The following is a 16,716-nucleotide window of genomic DNA, read 5'->3' as shown; positions in this document are numbered from 1 at the left end:
TTGCAAGCTTTCTTTAAAACTTATTGCAAAGTGTTGATAGGCGGACTCTCTCGATGAAATCCATCAAAACTGGCAGCACATTCCCACGCATGAGCATGGTCATGAAGTTGGCACGATGCACCCAACAGTTTGCGCCAAGTTGCCTTGGACATCCGGAACGATCGCTCTATTGGCTCCAACTTTAACATTTTTGGCTGAACACGAGTTCGACAACCATCAGCACGCGAAAGCACACGTTGAAGAAACCATCTACCCATTCAAGTAGTGCTCGTGCTCAGGATTTCAGGGTCTTGGATGGCTTCTAGAACCGCTTTATAGCCCCACGTTCCACCACAATCTTCGGGTGGGCAGGCTCGCTTAGCCTTAACGCAGACGGGGTAGCGAACGTCACTCTCAGCAGTCACTACCTTCTCAACCAAGACGTCATGCTCCCAAGAGTCGTAGTCTGATGGATGCAGAGTAAAACATGAGCCTTTGTTGCCCAAGATCTTGCCCCTGAAGCAACAGCCCCGTCCATTGAAAGAAGCTATCGATCGATGGGCTCCTCGATCGCCTCAGCTATTGCATGACTTAGAACAAGCGATCGCTCCTCCCAACGTCTCTCTCAGGGGTGGAATTTATCGGGGTAGTAGTCTACACCTTATGCGGCAACCGCTGCCCACAACCGTTATGGGCAGTTGCCAGGGTTCTAGTATCTCACCCAAACAGTTACGGCTAATTCACTAAACTGCAATTATTGGACTCTAAAACTACACCATCTTCTTCGAGAAATGCTTTGCAGCCTCAGTCTCATAGCACCTAAGAATTAAATCAGAGAGATGATCCAAATCATCAACTGATGAAATTATCACTCTCGAAGCAGCATCTCCCATTGAAGCCGACATTTCTTGCACTTCAAAACCTGGTGCCAATGCCCTAGCTTCCTCGACTGACAATCGAGTTACAAAGCTTTTCTTTTTAGGCGACAAATAGAACCTCAAGAACCACCAAGTTGTTTTACCAACATTAATACCAAAATAAGAAATAACGTCCTTGTATTTCACATCTAGATTATAAGCTTCAGAATTGGCAGCAATGGACTTAACCTTATCAAAAGCCTCAATTTCTTCGGCCGTTGTTTCAACTTTTACTTCTTCTAAATCTTGCTCTTGCTCATCTTGAATTGCCTCAACTTCAACAGTTTGAAGTTCGGGAGATACTCCTGACTGCCCCATCTCTCTGCTAATTGATTGAGTCATCAAATCAACTAGGCTGCTCTGAAGTGACTTTTTAACAATCGGACGAAACTTATCAACAACTTTATTTGTAACTCTGCCTTCTACTGCGTAGCTGGGAGCTATCGTGCTGAGTTGGGCAACTAAAAACCGAATAAATTCATCAGAGGGTGAACGCAAAAGGTTGTCTACAAGCTGAGTCATTCCCTTAAGATAAACCATCTCTTCAGCATGTTGCTTGATGATAGCCGAATCAAAGTTATCTCTGTGAAAAAATTTGAGGTTCTCAATCTGCTTTTGATCATAACTTAGGATGTTGAAGTTAAAAAATGGCTCGTCATCCATTACGTTTTCGTGACGTAAATCCGTAAAGAATCGATACTCAATTCCATTGGTGACAATAGCAACCTTAGTTACAAGTAACCCATTAAAGTATCTTTTTAGTTGACCATCATGAGCATCTGGCTTTTTGTCCCTTGCCTTTGCTTCTACGATCATGACGATAACGCCATTGATAGCTACGGCATAATCTACCTTTTCTAGCTGTCCTGATTTTTTGATGGCAAAATCAGCTATGAACTCCGGGATTAATTCGGTTGGGTCAAAAATATCGTAGCCAAGTGCACTAAAAAATGGCACAATCAGACCCATCTTAGTGGCTTCTTCACCCGTAACTAAATCAGCTCGCTTGCGAACTTGTTCTGAAACTTTGGCAATGTCATCTGAAAAAACCATGTTGCTTGTCCCAACCGCTAGTACTCACTTACTTAAGATTACCCGAAAGTGCTTCATCCATACCAATGACCCGGTTTTCTCTGTTTGCCAAAGATTATGATAGCAACTTTATACCGGCTTTAGGATGTGATGAAGATAGATCAAAGAATCTTTATGCTTAGTGTAACGCCAAGGAATTCAGAATACCATTGTTGTTGCCAGTACGGCCACGGCCCCATGGGAGTCCACCGAAACCAGAGCAACAGTTAAGCGATCGCTAGATTATGCTGTACCAAAACATCCTAAGAATAGGCGATCGCCCCCTGTATTTGAACAGTTAGACTTACACCTGCTTGAGGAACGGAAGCAGATGCATCATGTAATCTCGCTTTCCAATAGGTACACCCACCATGCGAAGAATATCGTAAGCCGTAACCATATGGAAATAGAAATTGGGCATTAAAAAGTCATGTACATAAGCGCTACCAGACATGGTGATGCAAAGATCTTGACCCAGATCGATGCGCGTAATCTCACTCAGCTTTTCATCTTCAGCGTTAATGCTCGAAAGCAGTTCCTTAGTATTCACAATATGGTCGGATGCATGCGCTAGAGATAAGACATTTGGATCTAGATTATCCATCGGCTTGCCATCACACCACAACGCAAAGTTGCGTGGTTGATTGCAGGTAAAAACTATCTGTGTACCCAAGGGAAGCATATCAGCCGCAATGCGCTCCTGCAGGAAAGCCTCATCCTCACTGAAATGTGTCTGGGCTGACGTTAAGAGGTGCTCAAGAGTCGCTAGGCGGCTTTGGAAGATGGTTTTGATGGAATCTATGTTCTGACTTGACATGTTGCAACCTCCTAAGACTTATTTCGTCAAGTCTAACTCATGGAACGAAACCAGTACCACCCCATGAACTCCATATTCCAGTGATCGGCAGGTAGTAGAACGTTGAAATGCTTATCAATCTTACGTCCTTCCACTCACCGTAAAACGATACTATCACTGACGAGGTGGATGCTGGTTCCTGGGCTTGGGCAACAGGGGATTAACAATCTGAGGCTAGAGTTAGCAGAAAAGCTAGGTTCGTCGCTGCCGCCAGTGCATGGGGAGCATTAGCCGCCATGAAAACAAAAACGCCAGGTTCCAGAGCAATAGGTTTTCCCTCTAGGGTAAGGGTACCGCTACCCGCGATCACCTGCACCGTAGCGTTGCGGGTAGCGGTATGTTCCGAGATTTCCGTTCCCTCAGCCAGACAGAAAAGGCTGGATTGACAGACGGCATCCTTCCAAATTACCTTACTGAGAACACCAGCATCAGGAAAGTTAAGGTGATCGTTGAGCTGGATTGTGGTTGTGGTTGATGTGATGAGTGTAGTAGCCATAGTGACATTAACCTAAATGGGACGATTGAGCACAGAGAATCACATAGCCAAGGTGGTCGGCATGACGACGGAAGACCTGGCGCATGGTGAGGATGCGATCGCGCATGACTGGACGAGTTATCATATTCCAGCCGAGAGTAAGTAAGGTGGGCAGACCTTCCTCTTGGACAATGCGTTGGGGATCGAGCAGGGCCATGGGGCCAGTGGCGTGGTGGTGAACCATCAGCCCTGCTTCCTGGCAGGCAGCGATCCAGGCGGCACTGGAAAGCGGTTGGGCATTGACCCGAATAGCGGCTGTGAGGTCGCGATGAATCTCCTCAGGGTTGGGGCCATTGGCCAGCAACTCATGACTGAGAAAACGGCCGCCCGGCTTGAGGCGATCGCGCACCCCAGCCAAAATCTTAGCCTTGCCTGACGCCGACTGCATGGATAAAATTGCCTCTGCTAAAACACAATCAAAGAGTTCCGTCACCTGATCTAGGTGAAAAATATCGCCCTCTTGAATCGTGACCTGATCCGTGAGCCCAGCCTGTTCTACATTGATACGAGCCTGGGCGACGCTGGCCGGATTTTTCTCAATCCCTACCACCCGCACCCCGTAGCGCTGAGCCAGAGCGATCGCACTATAACCAAAGCTAGCAGCTAGTTCCAAAACGGTTTCACCCGGCTGTAGATTAGCCCAACCCAGCAGTTGCTCTGTTGCACCATAACCACCGGGGCGTAAGGTCTGCTTACCCGCCGCCGCCAAAACCTGGTGACCGGGAGCTGTCTTGAGGTTGATCGGGGTTTGAACCATGGTCATCACCTGAGTGCTATGGACTAAGCTTGACAAAGATTCTCATCAAATTCTATGAGGTAGCTCATAGTCGTCCACAAAACTAGGCCCTGCGCTCCAACGACTTGTTATCTGGCTGGCACTACTCTAAGCTTTTATGATTAGTCTCCCTTTCGGATGCGTTCTTGAAGACGCTCAACTATATCTGCACTCAATTCTGCTTCTGGATCAGTTGTCTCACGGGTCGCTAAAACAGACTTAATTTCAGGCAGCGAAGCTTGTCCTAATTGCTTAATCAATGATTGAAACGCTTGCTGTTGCTGTGCAACGTCCGCATCGGGAACAGCCTGAATTCCATACGCCAGAGCTGCCTGACGAGTTAATGCATAAACGATGTACTGATTCAGCGATACACCTTCACCTTCAGCAAGTTGAGCAAGCCGTTGATGCAAAGTTTCAGGTAATCGTAAGGTTAATCGGCGCATAGATTTTCTTGCGATGTTAGCCCGCTTTTATTTACCAGATTCTCGGAACAGCACAACTCGCTTCTTTGTTCTCTTAGCTCTGTACATTGCAGTATCAGCATTTTTGAAAAGAATGTTGGCCGTTTCTCCATGTGTGGGATATATGGCAATACCGATACTTACTTTTATAGAAAAAACATTCCCATTAAACTCGCAGGGTTCAGCAAGCCGATCTATCATCTTTTCTGCAAGGGAAGTCACGTTAGCTTCTTGCTTGACTTCCAATAACAGGCAAACAAATTCGTCGCCCCCCCAACGACTGATTCTATCTTCACCTCTGATAAAAGTTTGTAAACGATGTGCCACCGTCACGAGTACATGGTCTCCCGCATCATGACCATGAGAGTCATTAATACTCTTGAATTTATCGATATCAATAAATAGGACGGCGAGTTTCCAACCGTGCCGCTTTGCCTGAATCAATCCGTGGTCAAGCCCCTGTTCAAATAACACACGGTTTGGGAGTCCGGTGAGTGCGTCCTGAAGCGCAATTTTCTGTGCTTCTTCTTCTTTGGTGCGGGATTCTAATAAATCGACACGTACTTCGGCCAGCTCGGTCTTCGCATCAGCGAGTTCAGATTCGATAGCTATGCGGTCAGCCAACTCTTTGGAAAGTTTGGTGTTAACTCGCTTCAAATCAACTGCTGCTTTTGTAATCTTATGTTCAACATCTTCATTCTTAGTGAGGGCCTGTTCAATAACCTCAACAGGGACTTCTTCTTGCTTCAGAACTTCATTGACTGATGTGAGTTCACTGGCAGCATCTCTGACAGTTTCTTTGATTTTTTCATTTTTTCTAAGCACATGTCCAAGCGAGGCTTTCTTGGCAGACGCGATTTTGTTAGCATCTTTGGGTTTCATAAGGATCTCTCTTTGTGTAGAGAAGGCTAACTATTGTTCATTTTGAAGATGTCTCTTCTAACAATCATAACAACCCTTTCTAGGATGACTCTCGACTTGTAGTGGGATGTTACTCGGACTGCTAAAATCGGTTCACTGCCAAGCGATCGCCCTTCCCAACACTTGTCTCATAAAAAGCGATCGCCCCTTCCAACTTTCTTCTCAGTAAAAGCGATCGCCCCCCTCAAAACTCTTCCCCGAAAAAGCGATCGCCCCTTCCAACACTCGCCCCAGGAGAAGCGATCGCCCCCCTTAAAACTATTCCTAGCAAAAGCGATCGCCCCTCCCAGTCTCTCTCAGGAAAAGCGATCGCTCAGAGGTTCTCCAGGGAAATGAGATATGTTGGAGTATGCTACACCTGATGCAGTACAATGCCTGCTCCATAAAGGCTTGGGCAGCAGCAGCGGTAGGAATCTTTGAGTCATCACAAGAGTATTGAGACCATCCGCTGCATACCCTGATTAGGCTTTACCGTGACTCTAAAAATTCCTCCATTGTTAAGTTAATATCAGTTGCAATCTGTCGCAGTAAGCGAGGAGAAATATCGCGTCCTTTATGGAAAGGAACGGTTGTTGCACGCCCATCTGGATGTCGAAACTGCTTATGTGATCCCTTTTGACGCACTTCAACAAACCCGAGACTTTCCAATATCCGAACTACCTCCTGTGGTTTCAGAACAGGTATGTTGCCCATAATTATGCAACTGTAATTTGTTGTGTTCCAACAAATACGGCTTCAAATTTCGTTTGTCCATCCTCAAGTAGCATTGCTATTACTTCACAAAGATTGCTTTGTAATTCATCCAAGGTTTCACCTTGAGAATGTGCTCCAGGGAAGCCGGGAACATACCCAACATAGAGGTTAGTGTCAGAATCTTTTTCCACAACAGCAGTAAATGTGTTCATGACCAATGTCTAAACCTAAAAGTTCATAAACTCAAGTATGGCACATACAAAAGATGCTCACATATGCTCAGCACCACAAGTAGCTAGACTAATGCGAAGGAGATAACTACGCTTCAAAGAAAATTAAACGGGAAAAGCTGCATGACTGAGCAAGCCTAACTGTGTTTTAGTCCGAATATGCTCCCTTGGATCATCATAACAATCTCTCTTGAGATGACTAGCTAGACTAATAGCTGAATATTACCTCCCCTAAGGCGGACTAGGCTGAAAATTGTCCGTGTAGCTATCCTGCTTGGGGTGTTATGCAAATCCCGATCAGCAAAGATTCTTAAAAGCTTGAATGCAGAATAATGCGATCGCCCTGTATAGTGTCAAGGTTGCCTAGCCGCGCTAGACATCCCGTTGACGCATCCCAAAAACCGCATGACCTGGACTGAACTCAGCTTAGACACCACCCACGAAGCCATCGACTGGATCCGCACCCTCCTCGCCACCCATGGAGTGACCCAACCCCTAGCCATCCAGCCGCACTGCACCCAGGCTGACCCAACCGATTGGGACTTCACCCTGCACCTCTACCTTTCCTCAGCCGCCACGATGAACGGACAAGTGCAGGCGATCGCCGATGCCCTCCATCCTCTGCACCGCACCGGACAAACCAGCCTGCTCCGCCAACATCACGTTGCCGAACTTCCCGCCACCGCTCAGACTAGCGCCACCCGCTGCGGACAACGCGTTGTGTTGCAAAGCAGCGATCGCCCCCTTCAGTCCCCCGGCCGCCATGCCAACGACATTCCCATCACCCTCAAACCCACCCTCTCCTTCGGCAGTGGTCTGCATCCCACCACCAGCCTCTGCGTTCGTCTCCTCGAACGCTCCATCACCCCCGGCATGACCACTCTCGACCTTGGCTCCGGCTCCGGCATTCTCAGCATCCTCATGGCTAAACTGGGAGCCACGGTTCTCGCTGCCGACAACGATCCGATCGCCGTTCAGTCTACCCGCGCCGCCGTCCAGGATAACCACGTCGCCGATCGCGTCACGGTCATTCAAGGCAGTTTAGGGCAAGGCAACGACCTCGGCCACTGGCTGGGGGGCGATGCGATCGCTCACCAAGCCGTCCTCGACATCACCCCCAGCTTTGACCTGATCGTCGCCAATATTTTTGCCCGCATTCACATCGCCCTCGCCCCCGACTTTCGCCGTGCCCTAGAGCGATCGCCCTCCGATCATGGCTATCTGATCACCGCTGGCTACACCGACGATTATGAACAAGACGTATCTGCTGCCTTATCCAAAGCTGGCTTCATCCACCATCACACCGAACGCATGGGAGAATGGATTGCTCAACTGCATCAGTTAGCGTAAGCGATCGCTCCCAAATTCAGCTAAGATACCTCAACGATGCCATTCCCGCAGAGCGATCGCCACCCCCTGGGCCAGATCGGGATCTAGATCAGCCTCCTGGGCCAGATCCTGCAGATGATCATAGGCCGTTGACCCCGGCAATAGCTTCAGGGCCGCGATCGCGTGGAGTTGCACCCCCGCATGGGTGTCGGTCAGTAACTGCACTAACGGATCCAAGGCGATCGCTTCCTGTAGCCGTCCGAGGCCTAGCGCCAGACGTTGACGCAGAATGGGACTAAGGCGATCGCCGCCTTCCTGCAAGACCTGAATCAGCAGCGTCGCCGCCGTTGGTGTCAAGGATTTATCCGTCACCTGAGATATCATGGCGATCGCTTCCCCACAAACCGTATCCGTGCGATGGCGATGGGGTTCTTGCCAAGCCATGTGTAGAAACTCCGCTAACTGTTGCAGAGCAGTGGGTGTAGCTATCCAACCGAGGGCATGAATCACATGGGTCAGTAAGGGCGCGGGCGTATGGGGCGATCGCAATGGTTGGGTTAACGCCGCCACCGCATCGTCTGTAGCCAATCGACCAAGGGTCATGGCGGCCTGCCCGGCCACCTCTAGGTTTAAATCAGCCAGTAGGTCTCCTAGCTTATCCACTAACTCTGAAGAATCTACCTTGGGCGCACAGCGTCCTAGCCCCGCCGCCGCGGCCCGCCGCACTTCTGCATGATGATCCGCTAATCCCTGGATCAGCGCCGCCACAGTGCTTTCATCGTTATACTGCGCCAACGCCTCCAGCACTGCCGCCCGCACAGATGGGGTCGGATCATCCACCACGGTTTGCAGCACAGACACCACCGCCACGTCAGATAACTGAGCTAAGGCTTGCACCACCCGCAGCCGCAGTTCCGGTACCTCCAAGAGCTGGGCTAGCACGGGAATGGCTGGAGCACCCATATTGGCAAGGGCGATCGCAGCCGCTTGGGCAATATCAGCATGATCGGTGGTTCGCAACTGCTCCGCCAGAACCGACATAGCGTCAGGATGGCGACAATCTCCCAGGACTCGAATCAAGTACCATTGCAGTTCCCAATCATCCTCATCCAACCGTTGCAGACGCTCTAAAATTGGGGCGATCGCCACCGCCCCACATTGAGACAACAGCTTGGCAATATCCCACCGCTCTCCAAAATCTGCCGTATCTAACGTTCGCAGCGCCCACTGCATCACCGCATCCGCATCCGTCGGATCCGCCTGGGCAGAACCTTCGCGCTGTTGCAAATAACTGTGAAGCGCCCGCAAGGGTTCTGGGATAGAACCGGAGGCATTGGACTGATTACCTTGCACCATAAGCACTGAAAGCAGGCGAACCTTGACGATGACATGAGATTTGGGGTGCTTTCCATCGTACCGCGATCGCTCCCGTTCTGCTGATGACGATTCCATGGCGTTCAGACTTTCCCGATTCAGGGAGCTGTAGGCAAATCCTCGGAAGGGTTCATGTATCCGTCTATCGTAGAGAAAGTGGTGTCTCCCAAGAATTTGGGCTTAAATGGTGGCAAGACCTGATGTGGCGACGTGATGACAGAACGGGGCAAATACCACGGACAACGACTGAAGGCGCAGGATGTGTTACGGCTCTATGCAGCGGGAGAGCGAGACTTCCGGGGTGCCATTCTACGCGGCTGCAGTTTTCGGGGAGCCGATCTCTCCGGGGCAGATTTTAGCGGGGCAGACATCCGCAGTGCGCGGTTTGTGGATGCCACGCTGCAGAATGCCAAGTTTTGTGGTGCCCAGGCAGGCCTACAGCGCCGCTGGTGGCTGGGGCAGTTGCTGTTGGTGGTGATGATTGCAGGGTTGGCAGGAGCATTACAAGGTTACGTAGGAGCTTGGATTGGGTATTGGCTGACATACAGCTCCTCTGCTTATGCTGATAAGGCAGCAGCGATCGCTGCCATCATTATGGTTGCGGGTACGTTTTTCGCGATCGCCCGCCAAGGATGCTCAATCAAAGCACTGGGGAGCGTCGCTGTCGCTTTCGCTGGCGCTGTCGCTTTTGCTGTCGCTGTCGCTTTTGCTTTCGCTTTCGCTGGCGCTTTCGCTTTCGCTGTCGCTGGCGCTGGCGCTGGCGCTGTCGCTGTCGCTGGCGCTTTCGCTGTCGCTGGCGCTGTCGCTGTCGCTGTCGCTGGCGCTTTCGCTGTCGCTGTCGCTGGCGCTGTTGCTGGCGCTTTCGTTTTCGCTGTCGCTGTCGCTTTCGCTGGCGCTTTCGTTTTCGCTTTCGCTGTCGCTTTCGCTGGCGCTGTCGCTGTCACAAGCTTACTTCTCTCTATCTACATTAACCGATGTATCCGGAAGCGAGACCAGAGATTTGAGAATCTTCGTATCATTAGATTAGCGTTTGCCGCACTGGGGGGAACCACATTTAATGGTGCTGATTTGAGCGGGGCTTCGTTTTCCCATGCTTATCTTCAACGTACCAATTTTGCAGATTCCCGCCATAAACCTACAATCCTAACCCACGTACGCTGGCACCAGTCTCACGATCTCGATCGCGCTCGGCTGGGCTCCAGCATCCTCCAAGATCCTCGCGTTTGCACTCTGCTTACTACCCTCAACGGTATTGATCATGATCTGTCCCATGCCGATCTACATGGTGCAAACTTAGCCAGCGCCCAACTCCACCGCATTAGGTTAAACAATGCCATGCTCAACGGCGCAACCCTGGAAGGTGCAGAACTTCACGGAGCTATCCTCACCGAAGCCCAGTGTATTGCCACTAACTTCACCGCCGCCCACCTCACCGGCGCTTGTCTAGAAGCTTGGAATATTGATGAAACAACTATCCTAAAAGACGTTGACTGTCAACATATCTTTCTTAAAGAGAAGCCGGATGATCGGGGTGACAGAGAACGACGTCCCCACAATCTAGATAAGGACTTTCAGCCTGGCGATTTCGAGAAATTCTTCAAAGAGACCCTAGATACCGTTCAAATTCTAATCCGTAATGGAATTGATCCCGCAGCGTTCAGAACTGCTTTTAAGAAGGTGACGGCTGAAAATCCTGACGTAAGTCGTGATTCAATTCAAGGGTTTGAACGGCAAGGACAGGATATTCTACTCACGTTGCAAGTGCCGTCAGGAACAGATAAAGCCAAGATTGAGCGAACGTGGGACGAAGGATATCAACTTGGACTAAAGGAGGGATATCACAGTGGCTTGTTGGAAGGACAAACCCAGCGCGCCAATGATCTAAAGGAAGTCATGCTAAGTTTTACCCAAAACCCATTATCCATTCATAATATGAACAATCCAATCAATACCGGCGACGGCAGTTTCTACGCAGGTGGCGACGTCAACCTCACCGGCAGCACCCTCAACCTCGGGGACATTAGTGGACAGGTCAGCAATCAGATCAATCAACTGCCCGATGCTGCTCCCACGCCCAATCAACCGAGCCTCAAGACCCTGTTGCTGCAGCTCAAAGCCGCCATCGAAACCGATACTGAACTCAGCGACGATGAAAAAGCCGAAGCTCTAGAAGAGGTCGCCAAACTAGTCAAAGCTGGCAGCAATCCCAAAGAAAGCACCATGCAGCGCCTTGCAAAACGGGCCACCGCCACGCTGAAGGCGATCGCCGAACCCCTGACCGAAGCCTCCAAACTCGCCACCGCTTGCACAAGCCTCTTACCCATGATCCTGGCCTTGTTTTAAGCCGCTTGAAGCCAAAGGTGTTCTCGTGCCTGCCCTTCCAGCTAGGCTGACGTAGATATAGACATCGATGCTAGGGGGGGTATTCTAGGACTAGCGGCGATCGCCCTAGGAAACGTTACAAACCCTTACAAATCCCGCTATCCATCAGGAGTTCCCGTCCTCCATCCAGAAGACTCAACCAGTGGAATATCCGGTAGTTCTATGAGCAAGCGCATTGATCCAACCTTAATTGTTGCCCTTGTGGTGACCCTCCTGTTTACCGGCGGTCTGGTGGCAGGCGGTCTGTGGATGTTGGGATCCCTGTCTGGCGGATCGAATCCCCTTCCTAGTCTGACGGGCGATCGCCGTGAAGCAGGCCGCCTGCGAGTGTTGGGTGATACTTTCAGCGGCTATAGCACCTTCCGCAATAGCGCTTTTCAAGCCACCCTGTCCGAGCTAGGCATTAGCCTGTCCTACGACGATGAATTTGACCAAGCCGCCCGCGCCGATCGCCTCAACCAAGGCGATGCCGATATCATTGTCACCACCCTCGATCAATTTGTGCAGCAGCAGCCCGACGGACGCATCGTCGGTTTAATCGATCGCACCGTCGGAGCCGATGCCGTCATTCTCAACACCCCCGCCTATCCCAACCTCACCTCCCTGCAAAACCTCAACCAGCTCACCGCCGAAGCCAAAAGCCAAGGACAACCCCTCGGCATGGCCTTTGCTGGCGATACACCCAGCGAATATCTGGCCCTCGTGCTGGATACCAAGTTTGACGGCTTTAACCTATCTGATTTCAATATCACCCGAGTGGGCGACGCTTCAGAGGCATGGCAGCTCATTCAAGATCCAAACGAACGGATCGCCATTGCCATCATCTGGGAACCCTTTGTATCCCAAGCGCGGCAGCAGGGCTATACCGTCGTCCTCTCTAGTGAAGATGCCCCAGGAGCCATTGTTGACGTCATGGTCGCCTCCGATCGCTTGGTGCGATCGCAGCCTGACCTGGTTTCAGAATTCCTAGAAGCCTACTACCGCCGTATTGATGCCAATGTCCGCGACTCATCCCAACTGCAGGCCCAAATTGCCGAAGATGGTAACCTATCACCCGCTGATGCCGCTGCTGTCGTCAATGGCATTGAGTTTTTCACCGCTGCTGAAGCTCAGGCTTGGATGACCGAAGGTATCCTAGAGACCCGTATCGGAGCGATCGCTGCTGTTCTTACCCTATCCAATCAAGTCAACGTTGTTCCTGACAACCTCAGTGATCTCTACGATCCTCAGTTCATTGTCAAAGCCGCCAGCAACACCCAAGCGCTTATTGACCTAGTTAAGGCAGATAATCCAGAACTAGCAGATCAGCTTATGGGTGCCCAACGCTCCACTGCCCCCGCCGCCCCCACCCTAGAGCCAGCCCAAATCCAAGCTGCCCCCGACATCGGCAACCTTGATGTACGCGGTGACGTGAGCTTTGCCACCGGAGCCGCCCAACTGACGCCCGAGGGTCAACAAACCCTGAATCAACTCGCGACAGAAATTAAAGAATTTAGCATCGAAACCGTAGCCGTCCGGGTCATTGGTCATACCTCCCGTACCGGTAGTGCCGCTATCAATCAACAGCTCAGCCAACAGCGGGCCCAGGTGGTCGTAGACTATCTACGCAGTCAGGGTATTCAGCATAATATTGCCGCCGAGGGTAAGGGGTTTAACGAACCGCTACCCGGCATCGCCCCCGAAGATGCCCGCAACCAACGCACCGAAATTCGCCTAGTGCGGGTGAATACCACAGCCCAAACGCAGCAGCGATCGCCCCTGCCTCACCTCGATCCTGGATCGCTAGCTTGGAGTACAGGACTATCGGTGTTGATCGCTGATCCATGGGCAGCGATCGCCAAGCTTTGAATTACAGACGATCTGTGCCACGATGGAAAGCGATCGCGATAGAATGAACTCGTCAAGACCGGAGCAGTTATGTCAGATCAGGCAGACCTCGAACAAGAGCTTCGCATGGGGCGAGAATTTTCCATCGCAGAATTAATTGCTCGGGAAGGCGGAGACTTTCTGAAAGGAGAGTCAATGATTCCCCCCTTAGTTCAGGCTAAACATGCTGTAGATCTGTTCATCGATCGCCACCTAGTAGACGCATCTGGAGCCCTGCAGGTGACGCTCAAAAACTGGGTCGGCACCCATGAGGGATTGCTGAGTCAGCATATTGAAACGCCCCTGAATGCTTTGCGGCAGGCTATCCAGAATATTTTGGAACACCCACAACTCTTGTATGAACTGGTGCAGCAGGCAGATATGAAATGGGGACAGATGTATGACGAGCGTCCCCATTTTCAACAGCCCGGACAAATGCCCCACCCCGATGATGAATATACCCATGCATCGGTTCAAAACGATTTGGTGCGGCTGCTTGCCCTGCTAGATGATTAACTCAAACGGTAGATAGGATATGTAGGGGTTAGCCTAGCGTAAACAATTCTAGCTTTTCTACCCGTCCCCGAATCGTTTGAAACCCCACAGACGTAAGCGTCTTAGACGTGATCAGTTCTTGCGTAGTGCGACTCACAAGCAGAGGATAACCTAGCGTTTTCGTGAGCGCCTCAATGCGAGATGCCACATTCACCGTATCGCCAATGACTGTAAACTCTAAGTGCTGCACTGAGCCTAGGCAACCTGCAACTACTTGCCCAGAATGAATGCCAATGCCCATAGCTAAGGGAGACATTTGTTTCACCTCCCACGCCATGGCGATCGCTGCCGTTAGTGCTTTCTCTGCATGATTTTCCAGAGGTTCTGGAGCCCCAAACACCGCTAACATGCCGTCTCCCATGAATTTATCCACCCAGCCACCGTGCTGCTCAACAATCGTAGCTAGCAACCCCTGGTAGCGGTTAAGAAAATCCAGCACCGCTTGAGGATCTAGGTGTTCAGAATACTGAGTGAAGCTACGTAAATCAGCAACCACCACAGTCACATCACATTTTTTAGGTTGCTGCAGGAGATTAAGGGGCGACTCGAAAGCAGTTTCCACCACCGTTCGAGGTAAAAATCGTTCAATCAACACGCGCCCTGACTCATTTTTAATATGGCGGCGAACAATCCCCCCCATCCACATGCCTAAAAAGCCTGTACCAAAAATAGTAATAGTCGCGAAAAGAGCGATCGCTATATCAACCTGAAATAAATAAGCTGCATAGGTAAAATTAGCCAAGGACAACAGAGTCGTCAACCAAGCAGCACGACGATTGAGGCGGATGCCTCCAGATATAGCTATTAAGCAACAAAAAGCAGCGATATTCGTTAAAATAAGAGGCTGAGTTTCGCCCAGCACCTTCCAGATATTGGTGATAAATGCACATAGCAGCAGGCTATCAAAAACTGGAATAATCAACTGCCACTGCCGCAGTCTACGCAACGATAGGGGTCGCTGTAAAACTTTAACCAGCCCCAGAGCAAACATACTGGCACAGAGGCTAATGATCATCACCGTCGGAGGAATATAGTCTTCACCCATCAAGGGCTGGGGAAACAAGAACACGGCTACATCAAGAACGGAAGAAATGAACAGCACAACCGCCCGTACATAGGCGAAATTGCGCTCATTGCTGTGGGCTTCGGCGGCCACGACTTGATCGAGGGTTGCTTGGAGCGACAATCGGGTAGCGGATTGGGGCGGAGTTGGTTTGAGCGGCCTCATCGGAGTAGTGCCTAGAACCGGCTATGCTTTAGATCTATGCTACAAGACTCAGCCGTTAGCCTGTCAGGTTTCCACAGTGAGAGACCCTAGCCTAGAACCCTCTGGAGTCTTGCACAAGACACGGCTGGCATCCTACCGCTCAAGGATACCTGTCCATCTTGAGGACACGGGTATAGCGTTGGATATTTGGCTTGAGATAGATTCCAGATAAATGATCAACTCTGTGAACGTTCCTGGATCTCTTTGACAACTTAAGCCGTGAAACAACTGGTATAGAGGCTTAATCAGCAGTTCAATCTCTTTTGCTTATCTTTTCTGACGAGCTTCATATACAGCCCTAAGTCTTGAGATAAGTAGAGTATGCAAGTATACCAAGAAGTGTGTTAAGGCTCTTCCCTAGCTCATCGTGAGAGCGCGATCGCTCTTCTCTGCCCAGCTCTTTTTTTGTTACCCTGTGCATACAGACGGCTCACCTAGCTGCCCTCTGAACGTTGTAGTTTGACCATCTATCCCGTGGCTCCATGACCCAACCGTCTTCCCCCTCTCCCACTCCAGCAGACCTGCCCATCGATCCAAGCCAGCCAGGGCCAGCCATCACCCCCAACGAGCCCGCACCCAGCTACGTCAAATTAGCCATGCGCAACATGGTCAAAAAAGGCGGGCAGTCTTTAGTGCATTTTGGTCTCACAGTGGTTGGTCTGCTAGCGCTGCTAGTGGGTCTGGCCTACCTCACTCGTTAGGTCAGATCACCATGGCTCCCCTCCCCGTTTTAGAACTCTTGGTGCAGGATGACGTAGATGACTGGCCCCAGGGAAGCGATCGCCCCTCAGATGACCAGTGGCAGCAGTGGTTCCAGGATTGGCTATCCGAAATGCAGCCTGATGTCTCCCCCATTGGGCAGTATGAAATCAGCCTGCGGCTGACCACCGATGCCGACATCCATGAGCTAAATGCCCAGTACCGCCAAGTCGATCGCCCCACGGATGTCTTGGCCTTTGCCACCTTAGATGATCCTCTGCCGGGGCTAGCTGAGATGCGATCGCAAATGCCGGTCTACCTGGGTGATATTGTCATTTCTGTTGAAACAGCCCAGCGGCAGGCTACGTCTCATTCTTTAAAGGATGAACTGGCGATTCTGGCAACCCATGGACTACTGCATCTGCTGGGATGGGATCATCCCGATGATGATACCCTCTGGGATATGCTGAACCAACAGCAGGTGTTGCTTGCTACCGTAGGTATCACCGCTGCCTTGCTGCCTGACCCCGTAGCCTAAAGAAGTCCTTAGCCTTGCTTCACTCAGTCATAGGATGCTCTTTGTTCTTCTAGGGAGAGGATGTACCATGAATGAGTTTGCTGCATGTCTCGTTTCTTGCCGAGCCCCTGGCCGCAGCCAAGAGAGCATCAGCAGGAACGCCAAGCTATAAATTTCTAGCGCCTCTAGGTACCATGAGAGCATTCCGTTGATAGGGTTGATCGCCGTGAATGCCATACTCAGGTAATCCATATAGACCTCTCTGCTAGGCGCGATCGCAACGGCG

General features: G+C 50.8%; 19 protein-coding genes. 8 read left to right on the top strand and 11 right to left on the bottom strand.

What is annotated here, in order from left to right; translation table 11 throughout:
• Positions 1 to 257: 257 nt before the first annotated feature.
• The 7 genes from JUJ53_RS25545 to JUJ53_RS17745 all read right to left on the bottom strand — a co-directional run bounded on the left by JUJ53_RS25545 (position 258) and on the right by JUJ53_RS17745 (position 5,479).
• Positions 258 to 404, bottom strand: a complete 147-nt coding sequence (locus JUJ53_RS25545) for a hypothetical protein (RefSeq protein WP_343327981.1) — start codon at positions 402 to 404, stop codon at positions 258 to 260.
• Between the two features lie 345 nt (positions 405 to 749).
• Complete coding sequence (locus tag JUJ53_RS17770; RefSeq protein WP_204153376.1) at positions 750 to 1,949, bottom strand: type I restriction endonuclease; 1,200 nt, start codon at positions 1,947 to 1,949, stop codon at positions 750 to 752.
• A 322-nt stretch (positions 1,950 to 2,271) separates the two neighbouring features.
• Positions 2,272 to 2,784: a DUF1993 domain-containing protein gene (locus JUJ53_RS17765; protein ID WP_204153375.1), complete on the bottom strand. Its 513-nt coding sequence runs from the start codon at positions 2,782 to 2,784 to the stop codon at positions 2,272 to 2,274.
• A 199-nt stretch (positions 2,785 to 2,983) separates the two neighbouring features.
• Positions 2,984 to 3,319: a cupin domain-containing protein gene (locus tag JUJ53_RS17760; RefSeq protein ID WP_204153374.1), complete on the bottom strand. Its 336-nt coding sequence runs from the start codon at positions 3,317 to 3,319 to the stop codon at positions 2,984 to 2,986.
• 7 nt (positions 3,320 to 3,326) lie between these two features.
• Complete coding sequence (locus JUJ53_RS17755) at positions 3,327 to 4,115, bottom strand: class I SAM-dependent methyltransferase (RefSeq protein WP_204153373.1); 789 nt, start codon at positions 4,113 to 4,115, stop codon at positions 3,327 to 3,329.
• A 140-nt stretch (positions 4,116 to 4,255) separates the two neighbouring features.
• Complete coding sequence (locus JUJ53_RS17750) at positions 4,256 to 4,579, bottom strand: YlcI/YnfO family protein (RefSeq protein ID WP_204153372.1); 324 nt, start codon at positions 4,577 to 4,579, stop codon at positions 4,256 to 4,258.
• Between the two features lie 27 nt (positions 4,580 to 4,606).
• On the bottom strand, positions 4,607 to 5,479 hold the full coding sequence (locus JUJ53_RS17745) for a GGDEF domain-containing protein (protein WP_204153371.1): 873 nt from the start codon (positions 5,477 to 5,479) through the stop codon (positions 4,607 to 4,609).
• A gap of 162 nt (positions 5,480 to 5,641) precedes the next feature.
• Between JUJ53_RS17745 and JUJ53_RS17740 the strand changes: the two genes are divergently transcribed.
• Positions 5,642 to 5,854, top strand: coding sequence for a hypothetical protein (locus JUJ53_RS17740; RefSeq protein WP_204153370.1), 213 nt, complete (start codon positions 5,642 to 5,644; stop codon positions 5,852 to 5,854).
• A 132-nt stretch (positions 5,855 to 5,986) separates the two neighbouring features.
• Here the strand turns inward: JUJ53_RS17740 and JUJ53_RS25540 are convergent, their stop codons facing one another.
• Positions 5,987 to 6,211, bottom strand: a complete 225-nt coding sequence (locus JUJ53_RS25540; RefSeq protein WP_204153369.1) for a type II toxin-antitoxin system HicA family toxin — start codon at positions 6,209 to 6,211, stop codon at positions 5,987 to 5,989.
• A gap of 2 nt (positions 6,212 to 6,213) precedes the next feature.
• Positions 6,214 to 6,423 (bottom strand): type II toxin-antitoxin system HicB family antitoxin, encoded by a 210-nt coding sequence (locus JUJ53_RS17730; protein ID WP_204153368.1) that lies wholly within the window; start codon positions 6,421 to 6,423, stop codon positions 6,214 to 6,216.
• Between the two features lie 423 nt (positions 6,424 to 6,846).
• On the opposite strand from JUJ53_RS17730, the gene JUJ53_RS17725 reads away from it, so the two are divergent.
• Positions 6,847 to 7,791, top strand: a complete 945-nt coding sequence (locus JUJ53_RS17725; protein WP_204153367.1) for a 50S ribosomal protein L11 methyltransferase — start codon at positions 6,847 to 6,849, stop codon at positions 7,789 to 7,791.
• Positions 7,792 to 7,821: 30 nt separating this feature from the next.
• On the opposite strand, the gene JUJ53_RS17720 is transcribed toward JUJ53_RS17725, so the two are convergent.
• On the bottom strand, positions 7,822 to 9,222 hold the full coding sequence (locus JUJ53_RS17720) for a HEAT repeat domain-containing protein (RefSeq protein ID WP_204153366.1): 1,401 nt from the start codon (positions 9,220 to 9,222) through the stop codon (positions 7,822 to 7,824).
• 481 nt (positions 9,223 to 9,703) lie between these two features.
• Between JUJ53_RS17720 and JUJ53_RS24755 the strand changes: the two genes are divergently transcribed.
• From JUJ53_RS24755 to JUJ53_RS17705, 4 genes are all read left to right on the top strand, one after another.
• The gene (locus JUJ53_RS24755; protein ID WP_239125176.1) at positions 9,704 to 10,171 is read left to right on the top strand and encodes a hypothetical protein; all 468 of its coding nucleotides are present in this window, start codon (positions 9,704 to 9,706) and stop codon (positions 10,169 to 10,171) included.
• The gene (locus JUJ53_RS24750) at positions 10,105 to 11,487 is read left to right on the top strand and encodes a pentapeptide repeat-containing protein (RefSeq protein WP_343327982.1); all 1,383 of its coding nucleotides are present in this window, start codon (positions 10,105 to 10,107) and stop codon (positions 11,485 to 11,487) included. Before JUJ53_RS24755 ends, JUJ53_RS24750 begins: the two co-directional genes overlap by 67 nt.
• 201 nt (positions 11,488 to 11,688) lie before the next feature.
• Complete coding sequence (locus JUJ53_RS17710) at positions 11,689 to 13,374, top strand: phosphate ABC transporter substrate-binding/OmpA family protein (RefSeq protein ID WP_204153364.1); 1,686 nt, start codon at positions 11,689 to 11,691, stop codon at positions 13,372 to 13,374.
• A 69-nt stretch (positions 13,375 to 13,443) separates the two neighbouring features.
• Complete coding sequence (locus tag JUJ53_RS17705) at positions 13,444 to 13,908, top strand: hypothetical protein (protein ID WP_204153363.1); 465 nt, start codon at positions 13,444 to 13,446, stop codon at positions 13,906 to 13,908.
• Between the two features lie 28 nt (positions 13,909 to 13,936).
• On the opposite strand, the gene JUJ53_RS17700 is transcribed toward JUJ53_RS17705, so the two are convergent.
• Positions 13,937 to 15,175 (bottom strand): adenylate/guanylate cyclase domain-containing protein, encoded by a 1,239-nt coding sequence (locus tag JUJ53_RS17700; protein WP_204153362.1) that lies wholly within the window; start codon positions 15,173 to 15,175, stop codon positions 13,937 to 13,939.
• 521 nt (positions 15,176 to 15,696) lie between these two features.
• Here JUJ53_RS17700 and JUJ53_RS17695 point away from each other — a divergent pair.
• Complete coding sequence (locus tag JUJ53_RS17695) at positions 15,697 to 15,915, top strand: DUF3285 domain-containing protein (RefSeq protein ID WP_204153361.1); 219 nt, start codon at positions 15,697 to 15,699, stop codon at positions 15,913 to 15,915.
• A gap of 11 nt (positions 15,916 to 15,926) precedes the next feature.
• Positions 15,927 to 16,451, top strand: coding sequence for an rRNA maturation RNase YbeY (gene ybeY, locus JUJ53_RS17690; RefSeq protein WP_204153360.1), 525 nt, complete (start codon positions 15,927 to 15,929; stop codon positions 16,449 to 16,451).
• The last annotated feature ends 265 nt before the right edge of the window (positions 16,452 to 16,716 follow it).

It is taken from the genome of Leptolyngbya sp. CCY15150 (genome assembly GCF_016888135.1).
Classification (GTDB): Bacteria; Cyanobacteriota; Cyanobacteriia; order RECH01; family RECH01; genus RECH01.
The sequence above is the reverse complement of the archived record's forward strand: the minus strand, read 5'-3'. Positions and strand labels throughout refer to the sequence as shown.